13 protein-coding genes and 1 pseudogene are annotated in these 23,141 nt (G+C 33.4%); 6 read left to right on the top strand and 8 right to left on the bottom strand.

Annotation, left to right across the window (positions count from 1 at the left end):
* Positions 1–175: 175 nt before the first annotated feature.
* The 4 genes from ACIQ2L_RS04590 (at position 176) to ACIQ2L_RS04575 (ending at position 1,655) form a co-directional block, all read left to right on the top strand.
* Positions 176–382: a hypothetical protein gene (locus ACIQ2L_RS04590; protein ID WP_396156866.1), complete on the top strand. Its 207-nt coding sequence runs from the start codon at positions 176–178 to the stop codon at positions 380–382.
* Positions 372–701 carry a type II toxin-antitoxin system RelE/ParE family toxin gene (locus tag ACIQ2L_RS04585; RefSeq protein ID WP_396156864.1) on the top strand — a complete coding sequence of 110 codons (330 nt, stop codon included), beginning with the start codon at positions 372–374 and terminating at the stop codon, positions 699–701. The genes ACIQ2L_RS04590 and ACIQ2L_RS04585 overlap by 11 nt, the downstream gene beginning before the upstream one ends.
* A 488-nt stretch (positions 702–1,189) precedes the next feature.
* Positions 1,190–1,399 carry a hypothetical protein gene (locus ACIQ2L_RS04580; protein ID WP_396146588.1) on the top strand — a complete coding sequence of 70 codons (210 nt, stop codon included), beginning with the start codon at positions 1,190–1,192 and terminating at the stop codon, positions 1,397–1,399.
* Positions 1,392–1,655: a Txe/YoeB family addiction module toxin gene (locus ACIQ2L_RS04575; protein WP_396156862.1), complete on the top strand. Its 264-nt coding sequence runs from the start codon at positions 1,392–1,394 to the stop codon at positions 1,653–1,655. The genes ACIQ2L_RS04580 and ACIQ2L_RS04575 overlap by 8 nt, the downstream gene beginning before the upstream one ends.
* A gap of 216 nt (positions 1,656–1,871) precedes the next feature.
* Here ACIQ2L_RS04575 and ACIQ2L_RS04570 read toward each other — a convergent pair whose 3' ends face one another.
* The 4 genes from ACIQ2L_RS04570 to ACIQ2L_RS04555 form a co-directional block, all read right to left on the bottom strand.
* The gene (locus ACIQ2L_RS04570) at positions 1,872–2,354 is read right to left on the bottom strand and encodes a transposase (RefSeq protein WP_396156860.1); all 483 of its coding nucleotides are present in this window, start codon (positions 2,352–2,354) and stop codon (positions 1,872–1,874) included.
* 872 nt (positions 2,355–3,226) lie between these two features.
* Complete coding sequence (locus ACIQ2L_RS04565) at positions 3,227–15,634, bottom strand: SpvB/TcaC N-terminal domain-containing protein (protein ID WP_396156858.1); 12,408 nt, start codon at positions 15,632–15,634, stop codon at positions 3,227–3,229.
* Between the two features lie 30 nt (positions 15,635–15,664).
* Positions 15,665–17,155 (bottom strand): T9SS type A sorting domain-containing protein, encoded by a 1,491-nt coding sequence (locus tag ACIQ2L_RS04560; RefSeq protein WP_396156856.1) that lies wholly within the window; start codon positions 17,153–17,155, stop codon positions 15,665–15,667.
* A gap of 307 nt (positions 17,156–17,462) precedes the next feature.
* A complete protein-coding gene (locus ACIQ2L_RS04555) occupies positions 17,463–17,627 on the bottom strand; it encodes a hypothetical protein (RefSeq protein ID WP_396156854.1) in 165 nt (54 codons plus the stop codon).
* A gap of 166 nt (positions 17,628–17,793) precedes the next feature.
* Here ACIQ2L_RS04555 and ACIQ2L_RS04550 point away from each other — a divergent pair, with 166 nt between their 5' ends.
* Positions 17,794–18,579: a hypothetical protein gene (locus tag ACIQ2L_RS04550; RefSeq protein WP_396156852.1), complete on the top strand. Its 786-nt coding sequence runs from the start codon at positions 17,794–17,796 to the stop codon at positions 18,577–18,579.
* Between the two features lie 56 nt (positions 18,580–18,635).
* Here the strand turns inward: ACIQ2L_RS04550 and ACIQ2L_RS04545 are convergent, their stop codons facing one another.
* Positions 18,636–18,812: a hypothetical protein gene (locus ACIQ2L_RS04545; protein WP_396156850.1), complete on the bottom strand. Its 177-nt coding sequence runs from the start codon at positions 18,810–18,812 to the stop codon at positions 18,636–18,638.
* Between the two features lie 352 nt (positions 18,813–19,164).
* On the opposite strand from ACIQ2L_RS04545, the gene ACIQ2L_RS04540 reads away from it, so the two are divergent.
* Positions 19,165–19,521: a SnoaL-like domain-containing protein gene (locus tag ACIQ2L_RS04540; RefSeq protein WP_396156848.1), complete on the top strand. Its 357-nt coding sequence runs from the start codon at positions 19,165–19,167 to the stop codon at positions 19,519–19,521.
* A 147-nt stretch (positions 19,522–19,668) separates the two neighbouring features.
* Here the strand turns inward: ACIQ2L_RS04540 and eno are convergent, their stop codons facing one another.
* The 3 genes and pseudogenes from eno to rplQ form a co-directional block, all read right to left on the bottom strand.
* Positions 19,669–20,955: a phosphopyruvate hydratase gene (gene eno, locus ACIQ2L_RS04535; RefSeq protein WP_396156846.1), complete on the bottom strand. Its 1,287-nt coding sequence runs from the start codon at positions 20,953–20,955 to the stop codon at positions 19,669–19,671.
* Between the two features lie 173 nt (positions 20,956–21,128).
* Positions 21,129–22,250 (bottom strand): glutamine-hydrolyzing carbamoyl-phosphate synthase small subunit, encoded by a 1,122-nt coding sequence (gene carA, locus ACIQ2L_RS04530; RefSeq protein ID WP_396156844.1) that lies wholly within the window; start codon positions 22,248–22,250, stop codon positions 21,129–21,131.
* A gap of 378 nt (positions 22,251–22,628) precedes the next feature.
* A pseudogene (gene rplQ, locus ACIQ2L_RS04525) lies at positions 22,629–23,111 on the bottom strand (50S ribosomal protein L17); the annotation flags it as partial.
* Positions 23,112–23,141: the final 30 nt, after the last annotated feature.

The raw sequence follows: 23,141 nt of genomic DNA, 5'->3' as shown, positions 1-23,141 counted from the left end.
GAACACTTTGCATAGGTATTAAAATTTTGAAAATATCAATAAGAATAGTACATTTGTATTAGATAGAGCAGACAACGACGATGATTAGGATAAAAATGTTTGGAATAGGATGCTTACCAAACAAAAAATTCAGAACTTTTTTGAACAAAATTCTCAATCCGCAAAATAAACAATTATGAAAGTTTTATTAGATATAAAAGACAACAAAGCACTACCTCTTTTGGAGGTACTTAAGGGATTATCTTATGTAAAAACAAAAACTATTTCTAACGAAAAAGCTTTGCTGATGGAAGAGATTAAAGAAGCGGTGGAAGAACTGAAATTAGTACGAGATGCGAAACTGAAAGGCATACCTGCTAAACAGTTGTTAGATGAGTTATAATATTATTGCTGTTCCTACTTTTAGGAAAGAATTAAAAAAGTTGGCTAAAAAATACCATTCCTTAAAAACTGATTTAGCCGTTTTATTTGAAAGTTTGGAGAAAAACCCTGTACAAGGAACTTCTTTATCTAGAAACTGCTACAAGATACGTCTTGCCATTTCATCAAAAAGTAAAGGCAAAAGTGTTGGAGCAAGAGTAATTACAAATTTTGTTATTGCTGATGAAACCGTTTATTTACTCTCTATTTATGATAAATCAGAAAAAGAAAACTTAACCAACAAAGAACTGGCTGAACTACTAGAAGAAGTGCCCGAATAACATAAAGTCCGCTATTAACTAGCTCTTTACTTTATTTTCCAAAACAAGTCCCCATTCTGGTGCTCTTCTGTGACGAGTACCTACTTACCTTTATTTGACAAATAAAGCGTTTTTAACGCTGGTCTTAAAACATTTTATAAATATAAAATTTTTGAGAAAACAATAATATAAAAACGGAAGCTTCAGATTACTTTTATTTTAGTTAACCGCATTGCAAATGCTGTGATTATTTTAACTTAATTCATTACTCGCCTCAAACAAGCACTAGAGATGTGGAGAAACGAGAGCCAGTGGGGGAATACCTTTGTAGAGCTGGTTTAAAATTTTGAAAATATGAATAAGAATAGTATATTTGTGTTGGATTTAGCAGTGGCAACTACGATGAGTAAAATATAAATATATTTTATAAGAAGCTTTATACAATGCTAACCAAATAAAAATTTCAAAACTTTTTTGAACAAAATTTGCAACCTAATAAACAAATAAAAATGAAATATATTTTAGAAATACCCGAAAATAAAATCGCTTTTGCCGAAGAGTTTTTTAAGTCTATTTCTTTTGTAAAAAAAGTAAAAGCTATTGCTCCTAATGAGATTACCAATACTGCTATTTTAAAAGGTATTGAAGATTATGAAAGTAAAAAAGTAGTTCCTACACCGCTTAATTTAGCTGAACTTAAAGCAATGATTAATGCGTAATTTAGTTTTTATGCCAAAAGCTTGGCAAGATTTGGGCTGGTGGATGAAAAACGATATTAAAGCAGTAAAGAAAATTTACAACCTTTTAGAAAACTCTTGCAAAACTCCTTTTGATGGCATAGGACAACCCGAACCATTAAAAGCCAATTATAGCGGTTACTGGTCTCGTAGAATAAACCTCGAACACCGCATTATTTATAAAGTGGAAGAAGAACAAATTGTTGTCTTTTCGCTTTATGGTCATTATCAAGATTAAAAAATAAAGTCCCGAATTTCGGGGCTTTTATTTACAACTATTTTTTTCTGCTCAACTTTATGGGCACTGAAAACATTTCCTCACTATCGACTGTTTAACATATCCAAACGCCCCGCTCTCCGAAGTATTCTTTATAAATATCGTTGTTTCTAGGATGCTGTGCGAATGTCTCCGACTTCGCACCCACTACTAAATAACGCACCAACTTCCTAAAACTCAATATTCGTTATATTTTGTAAAATTATTCAAATTTAAAACATCAACAATAGGAATATCTGCTTTTTCTATTTTCAATAAGCCTGTATCAGAAACATAATTACTGGCGCTCGAATAAATATAGTGTGATGCTTTCTCTACAATTCCTGCACGAACGGGATTGAGATGAATATAATCCAGCTTTGACCACATAAATTTGTTGCTGTAAATTTCTTCAGGATGATTGCCATACTGCCAAAACTGATAATTTTTGTTTCTAGAATGACTGTCGGTTGCCAATTTAAAACGTTCCAACATCCATTCTCTTCTGCTCTCGGGCTCTTCCTGTATGGTTTTTACAATTTCTTTAGAAGTGAATTTTTTAAAATCACGCAACAAATCCGACAATTCTCCATTACCAGATTGCACTACCATGTGAATATGATTGCTCATAATAACATAACCATACAAAACCATAGCTTTGTTTGTAATGCAAAAATCCAAACAAGCTATAACGATGTCTCTATAGTTTTTTCTAGTAAAAACACCTGCCCGCCGGCAGGCTGGTCAACCCAATCTACAACTGTTGCAGTTACAAAATGCGGCAAAGTTTGGTCTCTTATTTTGTATCCGTCCGACATGTTTTTTTATTCAAATATAATTTTTTTTACTACAAATTGATATTTGTTTTGTTGAATTAACTGTGTGTATTATTGGAACGGGTGCGAAGTCAGGAGACATTCGCACAGCAAGCCCCTAGTTTTGATAACGTTTTGTTTTTATGGTAGACTTCGGACAGCGGGGGGGTTAATATTATATTTAGAACCACACGAAAGGATTCGTGCGGGAGCGGGAGGCACTCGTTGCCGTTAAACATGATCCGCAACTCAAAGAATATTATGAAAGAAAAAAAGATGAAGGAAAGAATGCAATGTTAGTTTTAAACAATGTAAAATGTAAAATTATTGGTCGTGTGTTTTCTGTGATTAAAAGACAAACACCTTATATAAATACTTATAAATTTGCAAGTTAATTTACTTTCATTTTTATTTGTTTTTTAACATAGAATGCGCTATCGGGGTTTTTTATGTTTAGGAAGTAATATTGTCATATCTATAAAGCATATAGAATTGTAGTAATGTTATTGCAAAGTTTATAATAGCTAATATCATAATTTTTCTTTTATTGCTATCATTTGAATTCCAAATAATTACAGATAAAACAATTTGCATTAATAATATAAATAGCATTAATAAAAATGTTACTGGACCAGAAATAAAATTACCTTTAGGTAATGTATATACATAATACATTGGAATTAAACTTAAAAAAATACTTAAAAACGACGAATATCTGATATATTTTTTCATATTTTTTTATTCAACACCAGCTTTTATCAATTTATCAGCAGCTTCTCCAATCTTTTTGTCTGCAGCTTTTCCTGGTCTTGCCAAATCAAAATGGTGGTGGGCATCTCCTTCAAAAAAAGGTAATGCATCTATAACAGCATTTAAATATTCGGAATTACTTTTAGGATTACTAAAACCATCTCCCTCAATATCTATTCTTTGTATTCCACCGATTTTCCCAGCATCCTTATATTCATTTAATGTTTTCATCAAATCAGAATCATCCGAAATAGGACTTCCAATTAATATTAAATTATCTACTTTCACTCCTTTGTCTGCTAATGCAATAGCAACATGGGCTTGTAAAACACTACCATAACTATAACCAGTTAAATTCATTTGTTCACCTTCTGCCAATGGATTATTTTTTAAATCTTTCATAATCCCATTAACTGCTTTTGTTATCATTTTTGCCGTTACTTTCATATTTGAATTAGAACCTGGCACTTTACTGTAATGTCTATAAGCATCCGCAAAGATCATATCTCCCTCTCTTCCGTGACTAACATTCATTAAACGAACATCTTTTATACCTCTAGATTCCCAAATTTTCTTAAATCTTTTTTTATAATTCCATCCTTGACTTGCAGGGTCATTTCCTGCACCTGCAACAAAGTAAACTCTACGACCATCAGGATCAATAGCATTAATTGGATTATTTAAGCAGTAAGCGTATGGCGAAACGTTAGGGTATTCTTCCGCCAGCGGGTCAACACTCAACCAAATACTTATCCTCGGGTCATAATACCTTGCTCCATAATAGTAAAATCCTGTTTCTTCATCTAGTTCTTTGCCGTTAAACTTATAGGGCGAGTTGTAGTAATTGCTACCCAACTGCTGCGCCATGGTTTCTCCAAAAGGCAAATTTAAGAAAAATTGGTACGCATTACCGTTAAAATCGGTTAAAGCAGTGCTGGTGCCCAGATGGTCGGGATGGTAATAATATATTGGTGCAACTTCTGGTGCTCTTGCCTCACCCGACCTCTGCAATTTAGCGGTGTTTTCCTCGTTATCAGTTTTGTTTTCATCAGCCAATGCCTTTTCTTGCTCTGCTAGTGGTATTGGTTTATAGTCCTTGTAAACTATTGTTCCTTTTTTGAGTTTATCGGCATAGCTTTGCAAATCTGTTATTTGTGCTTTTTGGAGTTCTTTAGAATCAAATTCGTTAGCCGTGCTTTCTTTTTTGCAAGTAGGGCAATCTGTTTCAAACATACTGGCATCGTTATCACCCAATCGGCTCACTATCCGTTGGCTTCCTGCATAATAATGTTTGCTATATACACCATCGGCAGTAATGACCATAAAGCCGCTCGGGTAACTGGTGTAACCGTTGATGCTTACTGTTCCTGGTGCATTTACCAATGTGCCGTTTTCATACACGGCTTCCATATCAGAATTGGCTTTTAGCACACGCTCACCACTTGCATCATAAATATAATGTTGCATACTGCTGTTGTCTGAAACCACTCTTAAACGGTTGGATTCGTCCCAAGAAAATACTCTTTGTGAGGTATTGGTTGTACGCTTTGTTATATTACCATTCAAATCATATCCAAAATTTTCTTGTTCGCCCGTATTGACATCAATAATAATCCCCACTTTATGTGTATCGGCTATATACTTATAATGATTGCTATAGGTGTTTTGAATGAATGTATTTCCGTTTTTGCTGTGTCCTTGTGTCTTGTTTTCAATGCCATGCGTCTTATTGTAACTCATTTTTAAAAAGTATTTAGCATTGGCATCATTTCCTGAGGCAATTTGATCGATGCTGCCATCAAAAATTCCTTCTGCTTTAACAAGACGGTTAAAATTATCATATTCAAAAGCATGCTTATATCCTCCAGCCATATTATTGGCAGTTACTCCCGCATTATTACTCAAGCCAAGCACATTACCCACTTTATCGTATTGATATTTATTGTTAAACAAATCATTGCTATCGGAAGTTTTAACATTAAGATTTTCTAATCTTCTTAAAGCAGGTGTATAATTATAAAATGTTTCCGTTCTGTTACCATACAGTAAATAGGTTCGCTGCTCATAGTAATCGTAGTCTATACGATTAATGTAACTATAAGGAGATCCGTTATAATCGCCTGTCATTTTGTTTAAGTTTCCTCCTAAATCGTAATTATAAGCTATTGTTTCGCCATCAGGATAAACCATCGATTGCAAACGGTTCCAACTGTCATACTGATAGGAAGTTTTGAAAACTCGTGTAGGTATATTTGGCCCAACAACCGTTCTCACATTTGAAACCATTTCGCCCATATTACCATAATCAAACTCTTGGGTTCCTGTGGCATCTTTCTGCCATATTAATCTGCCTGTTTGATTGCCTGTGTCACCATATTTGTAATATACATTACTGATATTGTCTGAACCATTACTATTGATAGGATATTTGATTTGTACTAATCTGTTATAATAATAATTATACTTAATGAATCTATTATCTGGGTCTAACGAACCATCATTTGCTAAATTGGCAGTCTGCAATTTAATCAAATTACTAGCATCGTCATATTGATAGGTAGTCGTTCCATTATCAGGATGACTAACCAACGTTTTTCGACCTAGTAAATCATATTCATAACCGGTAGTTATTTCTTCAGCATCAGTGTAAGACAATAACTCACCAATAGCGTTATAATTAAAACGTGTCCAGAGGTCGTCCGTAGTACCTTGATTTTTAGTCGAAATTACCTTACCCGACACATCTTTAAAGGTTTCTGTAACAATATTTTGATTTCCATTTTGTTCCACTATAGATTTAGTTTTTATGGCCATTGTACCATCAACATCCGTTTCGATGGAATATTCCATTGTACTGGAGTTATCTTCAGGGTCTAAAGTTTTTACAGGCCTGTCGAGCTCATCATATACAGTTTCTGAATCAAATGGAGACTCATATTCATTCACTACATAATTCTGTTCACAATTTTTATCTTCAAAATAAGGATGAAATTGCTTGATTGTTCTTCCAAAATCATCAAACCACGCTTTACCAGAAATGGACATGGACTCTATATAATTTGGCTCTTGGGGGGAACCAACATTCAACTGAATATCTTTTTTAACTTGAATAGGTCGTCCTAGCCCATCAATGAAAGTAACGGTTTGTATATCATTATCGCTATGCTGTACATCAAAATGATTGGTAATAGCAAATGGCGTAAATAGTGCTCTATCAACACACTCCCTGTAAGGACTATCGTCCACATTGGCATAAATTGGGAAATACTCAAACCTGATGGTGTATCTTTGACTCGCTTCAGTTTCCTTAGGTGCTCTTATAAGCGTAGTTCTTCCAAAAGAATCATACCTATATAACATCAAATTACCTGCCAAATCTATTGTGGATAGAATTTTATCAAAATCAGAGTTATAGGTAGCAGATGACGAATAACCAAAAGCATCAGAAATGCCTATAATGTATTTATTATAAGCAGGATCATATTTATACTCATAAGCCATTTGCTGACCAGCTTCATTTTCTGGATATTGGATATAGTTTAAATTTCCATATTGGTCATACTTCATAAACGTTTGGGCTTCGACACCTGTAGAGATTAGAGCGCTTATTGATTCAATATTCCCATTTGCAACATCCACTGTTGTGGTTCTTTGTCTTCTCAATCCTGATGCATCACTAACTTTTATAAACTTTGGAACATTTAGAATATTTAGATTAAGCAAAGCAGGATCATCATGATATCCTATTTTTGAAGTATAATCATCGCTATTTGTGTCAATGTTACCAAAATTTAAATATTCTACAACTCTACCTTTCGTGTCGTATTCAAATCTTACTTGTGTAGTTAATTGTGGGCTCGGATTTAATTCATACAATTCGTTTATTGTGCTAGTAAGTAAAACAACCGCAGAACGACGACCTTCTGTTCCTCCAACATCAAAGTTATCGGGCAAAACGGTACTATCAATTAAATTATTGTCGTTATTATTCAATTTTCTTACTTGATAATTATTTATGGTTCTTGAAAACTTTAGCTGCTCATCCTCTCCTTTTAAAACATAACTCTCTTTCAATAAACCATTCAAGAAATAACTATTGTTATGATATTTAGAAACCGAAGTTCTGTAAACACTAGTAGGCAGGTTATCTGCATCCATTGCATAATCTTGTACTTTCACCGTTTCATATCCATAAAATTCTCTTTCTCTTCGGTCATATTTTCCGTTTTCGTATATAAAATGTTTTTTATAAACATCTTTTCCGTCATTCACTTTGTCATAACCGTCCTCAATCTGTAAATCGCTCATTGCCCATTTAGCTTGCGAATTGTTATAGTCAACCGGCTGTACTTTATAATCAATAGTGAATTTTCCGCCTAATGGGTTTGTAACAGATTTTAGCATGTCGGTTCGTCTTATACGAGAATGATAAACCCTAACTGTTCCTGGGCTTAATTCTTCTAAAAAATCTGGATAACCGTCACCATCAAAATCGGTAAGTGTTTTTTTGGTTCTGTTGGTAGAAGAACCTAAGGATGCCGTTATACTAACGTCTGGTATTTTAAGAGGTATAGTAATAACTAATAAATACAATGGCCATATTATAGCCCCTGTTCCTGTACCATTTATGCCCGAATTTACAGTTTCTGCACTATTTTTATAATTGAATTGATTGCTAATTTGTGTAAAATTACTAACAAATTTATTTCCTAAATTATAATCAACACTAATGGAAGAACCATTTGAAGCTATTTTATCCAATAAACCATCTCCATTAATATCAAAAAGCGTGTTGTTTGTATCGGAGTCGGTTCTTCCAAGTGATAATCCTGCTTCAATACTACCGTTAGCAAAATTATACCCCAATCCACCACCAATAGTTTGGCTAGAACCAGCAGCTAAGCTGAAATTTCCCCAATAATTTTGAGCACTAAAAACATTATTCCCCAAGTTCAAGTCAATAGAAACATTTATAGTAGAACCGTTCATAGATTTTTTAACTATGTCAGGAAGACCATCACCATTAACGTCTGCCCACATGCGAGAGGTGTTATTCTCACCAAACCCTAAACTTCCAGAGATCCCCGTAGAATTTCCACCTCCACCAAAAGCAAATGTTCCTGGCTTTCCAATATGATCTTTACCGTTTCTTTTGGCGGTGTCTGCTGGAATTGGTTTTCCTGCTTTACTGAACGTCCCAGAAGCTGATAAACCCCAGTTCCCATTATTATCGTCAGACATAGCTCCACCTATACTTCTAACCATTGGTTCAAATAACCCCCCAGTTTTTAATGTGTATTGTAATCTATCAGTAGTAACAATATCGGGATAACGATCACCATTCAAATCAATATAATCTGTTAATGTTGTTGAACTTCCACCTAAGGACGCTACAGCTGATGCTTGAAAACCGCCAGATCCACCACCAGCGGTAATATTATCTCCACTTCCTCTAGAAACTCTATCAATTCCAATAGCACCTGTATTATACAATCCTTGTGTTATGGAAGTAACACTAGGGAATACATAAGATTGAGCCAGTGTTGCAGCCCTAAAAGCAGTACTAGTAGCATAATTTTCATTATGGAATCCTATCCATTTTTCCACAATGGTACTGTTGTCTTTACTTCTAACAGGATTTGCCATCATAAAGGGGAAATTGTTTATTCCAGATTGATTTACCAAAGTGTTTAAATTATTAAACAAAGTGGTGGTTGCAGCTGGATCTTGAACGTTAATAGGTGGCTGATTAATAGTGTTATTTTCCAACGCTGTTTGCAATTGTGTTGCCTGCGCATTAGTAATGGTTAACAATTCTTCTTTGATTAACTTTACACCAAGTGTTGGATCAACAATTGAATTTGCTGCTTTTGCCGGACAATAAAAAAATTGTCCCCATTGACGGTACATTGAACCAAACTGACTGAGCGGTTTATGCATTAAATTAACATTACTAGCAGGAACATTGACAGCTGTTGTTCCGTTCATGATAGTGGCAATTGTAGTGGCATTCATCAATCGGAAAAGTAATGAAACATTTGTTGGATGATTTATAGGTCGTGCTGAATCATCGGTATAAATACCAACTTCAATTTTTGCTCCTGTGCCTGTAATAGGGATTGGGGTTGTAGCTACTGTAACACCGTCAGCTTGAAAAATAGACACAGATCCATTAGCAACTTTTATTATTCGCTTTCCTACTAAAGTATTTCCTCGTTTAACAACAAAATTTAATGTTCCGTTATCATTATTGTTGAAAATACTATTTGTAATAACAGGTGCTATGCTTAAACCTGAACTATTATAAGAACTAATATCAATGGTTTTATAATAACTCCCACAATTAAACGGTTTATAAATACTATAATCCACTATTGGATATTTAGTTTCTGCATCGGTTACAACACCTTCCGATGCTCCGCCTACAGTAGCGGTAATGTTTTGAGAAGTGGTGAAAATAACCTTTGGCTTCCACTCAAATAATTTCCAATTTACATTAGATGTCGAACGCACTCTAAATAAAAATTGCGCCAGCGAGTTTGTTGTAGAACTTGCCGATATGGCATTTAATGCTGCCGTTGGAGCTACTGTATTTGGAGATCCTGGCTGACATGTCCAAGTGTATATTTCATCTTCTTGATACAATATAGGGGTGCCATTATTTGGCGGAGTACCAGTGGTAGTGACTTGTCTTTTCACTATTTGAAAAGTTACCACATCCGATGGATTATTTACATTAAAATTATCCCAAGTGATTTGGGCTGTTCCATTACCAGGAAAAGTGACCGGAGCACTCTGAGAAAGAATAAAACCATCACTATAACTGCTGGAATAGGGTTTTAGCCCATTCTGGTCTAATGTATTTAAAAAAACGGTTTCTGTATAAGAAACTTTTGGATCCCAGTTTACTGCAGGATTTCCAGTTGATATAGAATGTACCCTAAAATAGATACGGTCGCCTTTTTTGACTTTCAATGTTTGCCCTTCGCAGTTTTTGTCAAGTGTATTGGTAACCGATGTTGTTGCGCCATTAAGACGAATGCCGTATAATTTACAAATCTCACTTGGGGTAAATGTGCAAGTGGTCGGGTTTATTGATGTTGATGATAGATCGTTTACTTTTTGGGAATTTTCTTCGTTTTGTTTTTTGTAGTATTCATCGAGCCAATCTTGCGCATCTTTCTGGGCTTGTTTTCTTTCTTTAGTTTGCTTGTCTATGAATGAATCAGATAAACTACTGTAATTTGAAAGAAATTCAGGAGTTAAATTTTTATTTAGTTTATAAATTTTAATTTGGTCAGTAATTAAAGCATCTTTATCATCATACCATACAATTCCTTTGTTAGTTTTCTTTAAAACATATTTTTGATTTTCAATTTCTAATTGTATAGGTATTCCTAAAGAGTCTAATTCATTCAAGTCACAACCATTTGCTAAAGATTGTTTATAAATTAATTCAAGTTCATTTTTAGAAAATCTATAATCTTTCCAATCATCATTATTCGATAATGTATTTTCTGCTAATGATTTATTTTGTGTACAATTAATTTGTGAAAAATTATAAGTATTTGTAGTGTTGCCATTTACTGATGTCAAAGAAATAGTGCTGAGTGTTTCAAAAGTATTATTTATTGTTACAGTAATAGTAGATCCAGCATTTGGATTTGTAAATAAAGTAACGGTTGCTCCTGGATATTGTGACTCGATGTAGTTTTTAAAAATTTGAAAATCACTATTTTGATATAATGTTAAAGGTGAATTCGGAAGAATTTGATTATTTATTTTAATATTGGTAGAAATCCCAGATGAAGTTGTTATTGGCCATGCAGGAGTTGGAGTTTCATTAGGTCCAGAGCCATTACATTGATAAGGTAAATTTCCATTACCTAAATATGATAACCAATATCCATCCATAGCCAGATAATTTAATTCTGGATTACTTGAATACAAATGTTTTGAATAATAAACAGCATCAATTAATGTTTGAGTGCAATAACCTATATCAATTGAAATGTGTTGATAGGCATCATATAGGGTGAAACTATTATGATAAGTCCCAGGAAAAACTGATTCTAAAGAATTTAAGACATTATGGTTCTTATAAACAAAATCATTTGAAATTATATTGTGATTTATCCCATTAGCATTAATATAGCTGAACGTTTGTCCCAAAAAAGTAGGACCCGAATAATTTCCGTTAGACATAAATAGTGGATGATTAGTGTTTACTGATGGAAATACTCCAGTCGCAGCATTATAATTTGTACTCCCAACTAAATAGGTTAATTTTAAGGAAACATTTTCACTTCCATCCCTATCATATTCCCACCAACCTTCATTACTTGCACCTACAGATCGTGTTAAATTAAAATCTCTAAATATACTTGTTGGAACCGGAAATGTTACGCTATAGCATTTTGGTTCAACAAACTTTCCCATCTCAATAGTCAAAATAGCTTCCTTCGAAGGGTCAGTATTTAATATAGTATTTTCTATCTTTATAGCACCATCAGCAGGTGCTTCCCACACTTTTACCACATCATAAGCTGGAGTTACATCTTCTAAGACCTCATCGGGTGGTGTAATTTCATTGGGTCTGGCTTTAATGATCATGTTCTCAGTACGTTCGCTCTCGGGTTCAAAGAAAGGGATGTCACCTTGTATTCTATTAAAATACACAGTACCATAACTTTCAATATCCGTTAATCCATCGCCATTAGCATCTGTAAAATACACATTGCTTCGTGATTTGTTATTGGAACCATCATATCCAAAAATAGCACTTCCTCCAGAGAAACCTGCATTCAATTGAATGTTATAACTGGAAGATTCACCATGAGACTTATAAAAGTCTGTAATTGAATTATCAATACTAGTAATATTTTTTAAACCGCTAAAGGAATGGGTAATAACGGGTTCGTTATTAGTATCATAAGTTCTAGTAACCAAGTGTTTCTTCCAATACAACCTATTATTAAATTTGTAAACACAATCTTCCAGTCCATCACCATCTATATCTATTAGGGCTGTTAACGATTCGCTATTTTCCCAACTATGGCTATAACCACCTCCAATAGTCATTAATTTGTGGCCATTGTTCCACTCAAAATCAATTCCAAAACCAAGGTGACCCCCAATATTTATCGATTTTGAAGTTGAAGAACCTAAAATAGCCCCAACACTAACAAAGGAAGGAATAACTCCATTGATGAAAAAACTTGAATTATAGAGTGGAGGACAATTTGGATCAATAATGTTTCCTATTGGTTGATAACTGATTGTGTGATTTCCTAACAAATTATGGAAATAATCTCCTGCTGGAAATAGCCCTTTGTTATAGATTTTTGAGTTTTTTGACTTAGTAATGCTATTTTTTAATTCTAGATCTTTTTTTATCTTTTCTAAATTATCTTTTGAAACTTTACTAATATCTACATTCTCAATATTATTATTCACAACTGATTGCTTTGCAGACAATTGGGAACAATTTAATGATAGATTAAAATTATAAAAATGATCTAGTCCATTATAGTGCAAGTTAATTTGATTAAATATATGATTGCCATAGAATTGAAGAATACAACTATAAAGTGTCATACCATCTTGACCAAAATTAAAGAAAGTATTGTATTGTGAATTAACAGCCTGAGAAAAAGCATAAGGATTGCTAAGTAGATTAAATGGACCTCCAGGAACTTGAACACCATCGATAAATACTTCAGTAGGTATCCCAACTGGAACTAATGGAGCCCCTGGTTCAGTACGTGGAGCTGGAAAGTGTACTCCATAGCAATGATTGCCTTGATCTATAGGACACCCATTATTACTTATTGGACCTGCCACGGTAGGACAAGGATCATTTTCATTACAAACTCCATCATTGTCTGTATCTAAACATGGAGTGACAGGGGCATCATTACAAATTGTTTGATTAACACCATTAGAAAAATAAACATCATTCCCATTTCCATCGGCTAAATCATCATAATACTCAAAAGTATGTCGGTAGAACTCCTTGTTATCTTTATCCAACTCTGCCACAGCTATAAGTTGGGATTTTTTGAATTTACTGAGATTGGGATTGTAAATAAGATTATATTTTCTAATGGGGAGACGACCATCAATTTTTTTAACAATAATATCTTTTAGCAAATAAGGTTCCACTTGTTTTACTCCCAAACGAGCATTAATACTTACATCTTGACGAATTGTAGTTGTAGAGTTGAATACAACTTCATACCCATAGTTTGCATTATTAAATCCTGTATATTTAATGTTCTTAATATGAAAAATTCTACCATTATTTAAATTAGCATTTTGTCCTGACTGTGTTGGGATTGTTGTGTTGTCATACTCGTATTTTACACAATTACCAAAAACATCTTGTGTCATATATAAAGCCCAATGACAAATGTTGGTTCCGGCTCCACCAATCCTGATAATAGCATTTTCATTAATACCTGTATTATCGCCTCCATACCAATTAATTGTACCATCAGTATTGGTTACTTTCCAATAATAGTTTGTTGTAGCAGATCCTAATCTTTCAATTTTAGCAAAACTGCCTTGCTTTCTTGGTGTAAATTGAATATTTGCAGTTCTATTTATTGGAGAAGTATCATAAATTCCTCCTGTTTCTTGATGCCTGTTAGGCATCCAATCTTGACCATTACTAGTTTTTGGATACATTAATTGTTCACCATTTAAAGTATATATTTCAGACTCTTTTGTTGGGTTAAAAGTTGGCACTCCCCATCTTGTGTCTATGGTAATGGCTGGAGTGCTAATATTCCATCCTTGCCCTAACCATCCATTACCACCTTCATTGCTATATTGCACTGCAAGTTGCGGTTGCATCCCTTTTCTACCTGCTGGAATTTTGATAGGATAACTCACATTGGCATCACCTTTTTGTGATACTTCTGGAGGACTTATCAATGTCATTTCAGAGGAAGGGTCAGCCGCTTTGATGTCGTTCATCATGGTAGGTGTAAATCCTGCTGTTTCTGGACTTTCCGGTGTTTGTATTATCCCATTGATGTAATCCGTAAAGTGATTGGTTAAAGACGTAATTGTTTTATCAATTTTATTGATGGTGTCTCGCTCAATAGCTACCCATGTTTTTTGTTGTGTATTGAAATAAAAAGTCTTTATTTCATTAGCATTATGCCCTTTTGGGATTAGATGCTCATCATAAGCAATTTCTAGTGCTACAGGTTTATTGAATTTTGTTCCATCAGGCAAAAAGCGAAAACCATAACCGCCTTGGGTAACATTGACCAAACCAGAAGACATTGGAGCAATATCAATAGTTCTAATTTTTGAAATACTAATTTCTTTGTCATCTATTAATGCGCTATCATTAATTTTTAAAGATGCACCTTCTGTTTTTATAACTGAGCTAGTTCGTGCTTTAACAAAACTGACTACTGGTTTAAAACTTTCTTCTATAATAAATACTTTATCTGCTTCTATTAAATTATCTAATGAAAGTAGTTCCTGACCTAAAAGCCCTTTGGAATCAAAAGCTTTTACCATTACAAACTTTCTGTTTTTTATGGCGTCAGTCAATTTTAAAAAACCTTCGTATTCACCATCAACACTATTTAAAGGTGTGTCTTCGGCATAAACTTTTACATCTGAATTGTAATTTTTCAAAAATCCTTTGATATATAGTTGATTGTCTTTACTATAATTTAAACTTGGCGCATTTAAAATTAAAGAAGAAACACCTTCACTACCTTTTGTTATACCAAATTCAAGTTTTACATTTTTTATTTGATATTGATAATTAGATCCTTTGGGAATACCAAAAAGTATTTTGTTTTCTCCAACTCGCAACCAATTGAGGTTAATTTCTTCCCGTTGTGAAGTCCAACCCTTTTGATTTTTAACGATATAACCACCTGTTGCTGGTCTATCATTGATGCTTCTAGAAACGGCATTGAAATCTTGTACACCAAACAAGTCATACGTCAAATAGGTCTTAAAATTTTGAGTTGGAATGTCTTTTATATAAAACTTGAATAAATTATCTTTTGCATCATCCAAAGGATTTGTATTGGAAACACCAATAGTACCTTCTTTAATATCCGAATCAACTTGAAAGCTAAAGAGCTTATCATTTAATGAATTTGAACTATAAAGTTTGGATTTTGGGTTTGATTGTATGATATTTGGAGTATTCGATTTACTCGCAATTTTATCGTTAGTATCTACTAATTGAGAACTACCAATATAACCGTAATAGTCCTTTTCTTTTGCCCCATAAACATCTTGAATCATTGATTGACTGGGTGCTACAAATGTGCTATGAAGCATAGCTATTAAAGCGATTCTATTAAAAACAATTACAGTTTTTCTATTGATTCCTAAAATTTTAGTTCTATTTTCCATGTTAAAAAAGATGTTTTTATTAAAACTGTATTATTTTACAATTAATTTACTTGTTTCTAGTTTTTCATTAACAGAAATCATAATTAAATAAGTCCCTGACACCAATATACTTTCGTTAAAAAGATAATTTTTAATTGATCCTAAATTTTTCGTTTTAATAACTTTGCCATTAACATCAGCAATTTGAATTAAAACAGTTGAAGATTCTTTTAAATTAAATTGTATTGTGAATATTTCGTTAGCATTTATAGGATTTGGATAAACCTTAATTTGACTTGCCAAACTATTGTCAGAAGCTTGTTGGATTGGCAAATCGTTAAGTAAAATAGAATTTAGGATATTTTCTTTTGCTTTAACTATTGTAAATAAATAACTAAAATCTGAATCAAATTGAATAGCATCAAACACAATTTCATTTTCATTATTAATAGTAGCTTTTATATACTTTGCTTTGTCATAATTAAATTCGGATGTACTTACACTATCAATTGCTAGCCAAATAAATTCTTTATCATTACTATCAAAATTACTCTCAAGCGGCATCAGCTTTTTATCTATTTTAATTTGAGTTATAAATTTTCCAACACTAGCAGCTGAAGGATTAATTTTCCATACTCTATTCATTTTTTTTTGATTTCCTTCATCATTCTTTTTCAAAACAATACTTTTTCCATTATTACCCCATAACAGAAAGTCTTTATCTCTTATAAATGTTTCATTTTCATTATTGCTTTTCATTATTTTATTTAAGCCAATACATAAACCATCTTCTAATGAATTTTTTGACTGCTTTTGGTTTAATCCAATGTATTCGTCATTTCCAATGCCAGTAATATTAAAATTAAAGCCTTCATTTTGTTTAACATCCCAAATTATATCACCTTTAGAATTGTAATAGCTTTGTCCTTCATTAAGAGATATTCCATATTTTAATGACAAATAGCTTTCTATTATAGCTCTTTCTTTATTACTAACATATCTTGGAATATATATCAACTCCGCTAATTGATTTATAGATTCTTTATCAGTTGTCAATAAATCCTCCAAAATCAGATTTCCGTTTTTTCTGCCAGTTAAAGAGTTTTTATTATACAAATAACTCAGAAGAATACCTGTTTTAGAATCGCCTTTGTTTAATATCACTTCTTTATCACAAACTATTTTTTGATTACTCAATCTTGATTTAAAAGAACCTCTTTCTAATGAAAATAAAAGATTTTCTTCCTTTGAATTGCTTTTACAAACTATAAACAACGAAGAGCTTTTAGATACTAGATTTTTATATTTTCTTGACACACTGTCTTTTGAAAAATCAACGGAAGGATTAAAGTTCAAATACTTTTTTATTTTTAAAGCTTCCAAATTAGGAACAGTAGGATTGACTTTAATTTCCGTTTCACTTCCCTTAATCCAGAGATAACCATCGAAGAATGATGAATTTTCTTGGGCAAAAAGCATAGTACTACAAAGCAAAACTGAGAGAAAAGAAAGCTGTTGGAGAAAAAAGCAGTGAACTTTCATGATATTTTTAATTTAGTGGTTATAACTATTTAGCAAAACTAAAAAAGATAATTTGAAGTTTAGGTAAGCAAAATGCGTACATTTTCATTTTTTTTTCAGAAATACTCTAAAATCAATGCAAACTCTCTTAATCAGTTGCATTCATTCGCTATTAGATACAAATTTCTTGCTTATTTTATTGATATTTAACAGTTAACTTACAATATTAATAAAAAATTTTAAAGAAAAAACATTTATTTATAATTTAATATTTAGATAATATAAAAACTATTAGTTGTTGACTACTGAATACTAAATATGTCTGTTGTCATTCCAAAGGAATCACTTTTACTATTGTCATTCCGTAGGAATCTCCCATCTCCCATCTTCCATCTTTTTTGTCATTCCCGCGCAGGCGGGAACATCTCCCATCCTCCATCTCCCATCCTCCATCTTTTTTGTCATTCCCGCGCAGGCGGGAACATCTCCTCAAAAAATAAACCTTTAAATAAGCTTAATAAGCTCCCTCTCCTTTGGAGAGGGCTGGGGTGAGGTAAACTTTAACAAAACTTTAATCATTACCTCACAAACTTTGGCAAAAAAATTGATAATTCAAAAAATGTGAAATAGTTCACAAACAATTATTAATTCAAAATATCATGAAATCAAATTCAGACTTAACAAGCGCGAACACCTATTCAAGTAAAAGTTCAGTGAGCGAAACAGGACACTACAAGAACGTAGTAAACTTCAAAAAACTAAAAATCTATGCAGAAGGACTAGGTGCATCCTACAGTCCTCAAAAAGAAATCCTAAAACTTTCTTTTATTGAAACATTACTAACCGATGCTACAAAAGCACACGACAACGTTAAAGCACAAGACAACACGGTGGCACTAGCAATAGATAATCGTCAGTTAGTTTTCGAAAACATCAAACCATTAGCAACAAGAGTAATCAACACTATGAGCTCAACAGATGTGGATCAGAAAACAATTGAAGATGCAAAATCAATCAATGCTAAAATTCAAGGAGCACGCATTGACAAAAAAGACAAATCCACAAATACTGAGCAAAACAAAAATAGTATCTCAGTTTCTCGTCAAAGCTATGATAGCTACTACGAAAATTTCAAAAGTTTGGGAAACCTACTAGAACAAGACGGCAATTACAATCCCCTTGAAGAAGATATAAATATAGAAGGGCTAACAACCAAAAAAAACGAAATGTTAGCATCCAACGTTGACGTTACGACCAAGAGCAATACCTTAGAAACACTTCGAATAGTTAGAAATAAAATACTCTATACCAATGAAAACTCAGTAATAGTGGTAGCAAAAGGAGTAAAAAAATACATTCGAGGAAAATTCGGTATATCCTCCCCAGAATTTGCTCAAATAAAAAATTTAGAATTCAAAGATTTAAGCAAAAAAAACAAAAAATAAAATCAAATAACAACCACTCATCGAGTGGTTTTTTTATGCACATTCAGCAAGAAATTCTATCCTAAAATCAATAGTAAAACAGAATTTTCAAAACTAGCAACTACATTTTCAAAACTCTCAGTGGCAGTTTCAAAAATCCCAGTGGCGGTTTCAAAACTCTCGACCGCGATTTCAAAACTCTTAACTGCCATTTCAAAACTTTGAGTGGCGGTTTCAAAATTCTCAACAGACATTTCAAAACTTCAAGTTGCAGTTTCAAAACTCTCAACAGCCATTTCAAATCTTCGAGTAGCAGTTTCAAAACTTCCAATTACAGTTTCAAAACTTTCATTATAATTTATTACACAAAAAACCCTTTCTTGTTATATAACTAGACAGGGTTTATGATAAGATTAAGTAGGTACTCGCCACAGGCAAGCACCAGAAATCTGGACAAACGAGAGCCAGTGGGGTGTCATAAAATAAAATTTAATTATTCAATTAAAATTAATAGCAAATAGAATTAATAATTTGATAATATATTGAGTTGTTTTTAAATATTCTAATTATGGTACCTTTAGTTTTCAAAATTTAAAACCTAAAAAAATGACAACAACAGCAGTAGCAAACCAATTGGTTGACCTTTGTCGCCAAGGAAAAAACGAGGAAGCGATTACCTCATTATACGCAGAAAATATCGATAGCGTAGAAGCCAATGAAATGATGGGGCCAAAAGTACAACACGGAATGGCAGCTATCTTAGAAAAACATAAAGCGTTTGAAGAAAGTGTGGAAGAATTTCACAATGCTGAAATTTCAGAACCTTTAGTAGCAGGAAATACTTTTGCCATTACCTATTTACTCGATGCTACTTTTAAAGGTAGAGGAAGAATGACTATGGAAGAAGTATGTGTTTACCAAGTAAAGGATGGAAAAATTATTTTAGAGCAATTTTTCTATTAATCAGAAAAACAAAAAGTTAGTGTTTGAAACTCTAGTAACGTTTTGAACTCTTTGAAGGATATCGATACTTCAAATTATTAATTAAATAAAACACCCTAAGGTTGTAAAAAAACTTAGGGTGTTTTGTCTTATTCTAAAAATCAATTATTATTTAAACGCTTTCAATCCAGGGAAATAAGCGGTATCGCCCAGTTCCTCTTCAATTCTTAATAGTTGATTGTATTTCGCCATTCTATCAGAGCGCGATGCCGATCCTGTTTTAATTTGACCACAGTTTAACGCTACTGCTAAATCAGCAATAGTATTGTCTTCGGTTTCACCCGAACGGTGCGACATTACTGAGGTGTAACCTGCATTATGCGCCATGTTTACCGCTGCAATCGTTTCTGTCAAGGTTCCGATTTGGTTTACTTTTACCAATATTGAATTGGCAATGCCTTCCTTAATTCCTCGAGACAAACGTTCCACATTGGTTACAAATAAATCATCCCCAACTAATTGAGTTTTATCTCCTATTAATTGAGTTAAATGTTTCCAACCTTCCCAGTCGTCTTCGTACATTCCGTCTTCGATAGAAATAATTGGGTAATTGGTTGCCAATGAAACTAAATATTCGGCTTGTTCTTTTGAGGTTCTTATTTTTCCTGTGGCTCCTTCAAATTTGGTATAGTCGTATTTTCCATCAACATAAAATTCAGAAGCAGCGCAATCTAACGCAATCATTATTTCATCACCAAATGTATAACCTGCATTTTCAACTGCTTTTTTAATAGTATCCAAAGCATCTTCAGTTCCACCCGCAAGGTTTGGTGCAAAACCACCTTCATCGCCTACTGCTGTAGAAAGATTTCTGTCGTGCAATACTTTTTTAAGGTTATGAAAAATCTCAGTTCCCATTTGCATTGCGTGGGTAAAGGATGTTGCTTTTACGGGCATAATCATAAATTCTTGGAAAGCAATCGGCGCATCAGAATGTGAACCGCCATTGATAATATTCATCATTGGAACGGGTAATGTATTGGCAGAAACTCCACCAACATATCGGTATAAAGGCAAACCAAGTTCGTTTGCAGCCGCTTTAGCAACAGCCAAAGAAACACCTAGAATAGCATTAGCACCAAGGTTTGATTTGTTTGGGGTGGCATCCAATTCAATCATCAATTGATCGATATGATTTTGTTCAAAAACAGAAACACCCATTAACTCTGGAGCAATAGTAGCATTAACGTTGTTTACTGCTTTCGAAACTCCTTTACCCATGTAGGATTTTCCGCCATCTCTTAATTCTACTGCTTCGTGTTCGCCGGTTGATGCACCACTTGGTACAGCTGCACGACCTAAAACGCCGTTTTCTGTTACTACATCTACTTCAATTGTTGGATTTCCTCTGGAGTCAAGAATTTGTCTTGCGTGAACTTTAATAATAATACTCATTTTTATGATATTTAGATTTTTGATTATAGTTTGTAGTCCTTCTCGCGAAACTTCGAGAGCGCTTAGGATGACAACAAATATATTTCAACTTTATTTATCAATTTGATAATTCGCTAGAATGTTATTAACGCAATCGTTTTAGTTTTTTTACGATAAATGAAATTTGGACAGTTTTAAGCTTGTTGCAATTCCTTACTCCATTTAATGTTGGAAATAAACTCATCAAATAAATAAGAAGAGTCATGTGGTCCTGGACTTGCTTCTGGATGATACTGCACTGAGAAACAATTTTTAGATTTCATTTTCATTCCAGCTACTGTGTTATCATTGAGATGGTAGTGTGTGATTTCCAAATCGTTATGTTTTTCCAATTCTTCTCTATTCACCGCAAATCCGTGGTTTTGAGAGGTGATTTCACCTTTTCCAGTCAAGATATTCATGACCGGATGATTAATTCCTCTGTGACCGTTAAACATTTTATAGGTTGAAATTCCATTAGCTAAACCAATAATTTGATGTCCTAAACATATTCCAAAAACGGGTGTATCAGAAGCAATAATTTCTTGTGCAACTCCAATAACTTGTTCCAAAGGTTCAGGATCACCTGGTCCATTAGATAAAAAATAACCATCTGGATTAAATGCTTTTAATGTTTCGAAATTTGTATCGTATGGAAATACTTTTATGTAACAATCTCTTTTGGCGAGATTTCTCAAAATATTTCTTTTAATCCCTAAATCCAAAGCTGAAATTTTAAATGTTGCATTTTCATTCCCAAAAAAATAAGGTTCAGTTGTTGATACTTTAGAAGCCAATTCTAATCCTTCCATATTTGGTACGTTGGACAATAGCGTTTTTAATTCCTCTACTGAAGTTCCATCTGTACAAATCACAGCATTTTGAGCGCCATTATCTCTGATATAACTAACCAAAGCTCGGGTGTCAACATCTGAAATACAAATCAAATTTTGATTTTCAAAATAGTCATAAAGATTACTTTCGGAATCAGGTCTTGAATGATTAAAGCTAAAATTTTTACATACCAATCCCGAAATCATTATTTTTTCCGACTCTACTTCATCTGAGTTTACACCATAGTTTCCAATGTGTGGATTAGTAGCCACCATGATTTGTCCAAAATAAGATGGATCAGTAAATATTTCTTGATAACCTGTCATTCCTGTATTAAAGCAAACTTCTCCAAAAGTTTTTCCAGAAATTCCAATAGATTTCCCATAAAAAATAGTTCCGTCGGCAAGTAGTAAAATAGCTTGTGGTCGTGTTGTGTATTTCATTAGATTATCTTAGTAGTTGTGTTACAAATTTAGAGTATTCCAAATTAAATTCTAAATCGATTTATTAAAGTTTATAAACATTCCTTTTATGGCAAAAAAAAAGGATAAACAAAACGTTTATCCTTTATATTTATGAAGTAGCAATCATTATGCTTGCTCTTCTTTTGAATCTTCATCTGATTCTGTTTCTGGTGTTTCTGCTGCTGTTTCTTCTGCTTCAGCGATTGGAGTTTCTTCAACAACTTCTGGAGTTTGCTCCGCCAGTTCGCTAACGCTCGAGTCAACTTCAGCAACTGGAGTTTCTTCAACAACCTTTGGAGTCTCTACAACCTCTGCAGCAGGAGTTTCCACAACTTCTTCTACAATTGGCGCAGCTTCTTCAGCGACTGGAGTCACTTCTTCTACAACTGGTGCAGCAACATGAGTTGCAATAGGTGCAGCCGTTTTCTTAGGACGACGCGTTCTACCTTTTTTCTCTTCTTTTTTACCTCCGTTGTATAGTTCGTTGAAATCAACTAATTCAATCATTGCCATATCAGCGTTATCTCCAAGGCGGTTACCCATTTTGATGATGCGAGTATATCCACCTGGACGATCACCAACTTTTGCAGCTACATCTCTAAACAAGTCAGTTACTGCATATTTGCTACGTAAGTAAGCGAAACATATACGACGATTGTGCGTTGTATCTACTTTCGATTTTGTTATAAGCGGCTCAACGAATTGTTTTAGCGCTTTTGCTTTAGCAACAGTAGTATTAATACGTTTGTGCTCTATAAGAGAACAAGCCATATTAGCCAACATAGCTTTTCTATGTCCAGTCTGTCTGCTTAAATGATTTACTTTTTTTCCGTGTCTCATGACGTATTTTTTTAACCTTCATCTTGCTTC

The organism is Flavobacterium sp. (genome assembly GCF_044369455.1).
GTDB lineage: Bacteria > Bacteroidota > Bacteroidia > Flavobacteriales > Flavobacteriaceae > Flavobacterium.
Note: the sequence above shows the minus strand (reverse complement) of the source record. Positions and strands in the feature narration are given on the sequence as shown.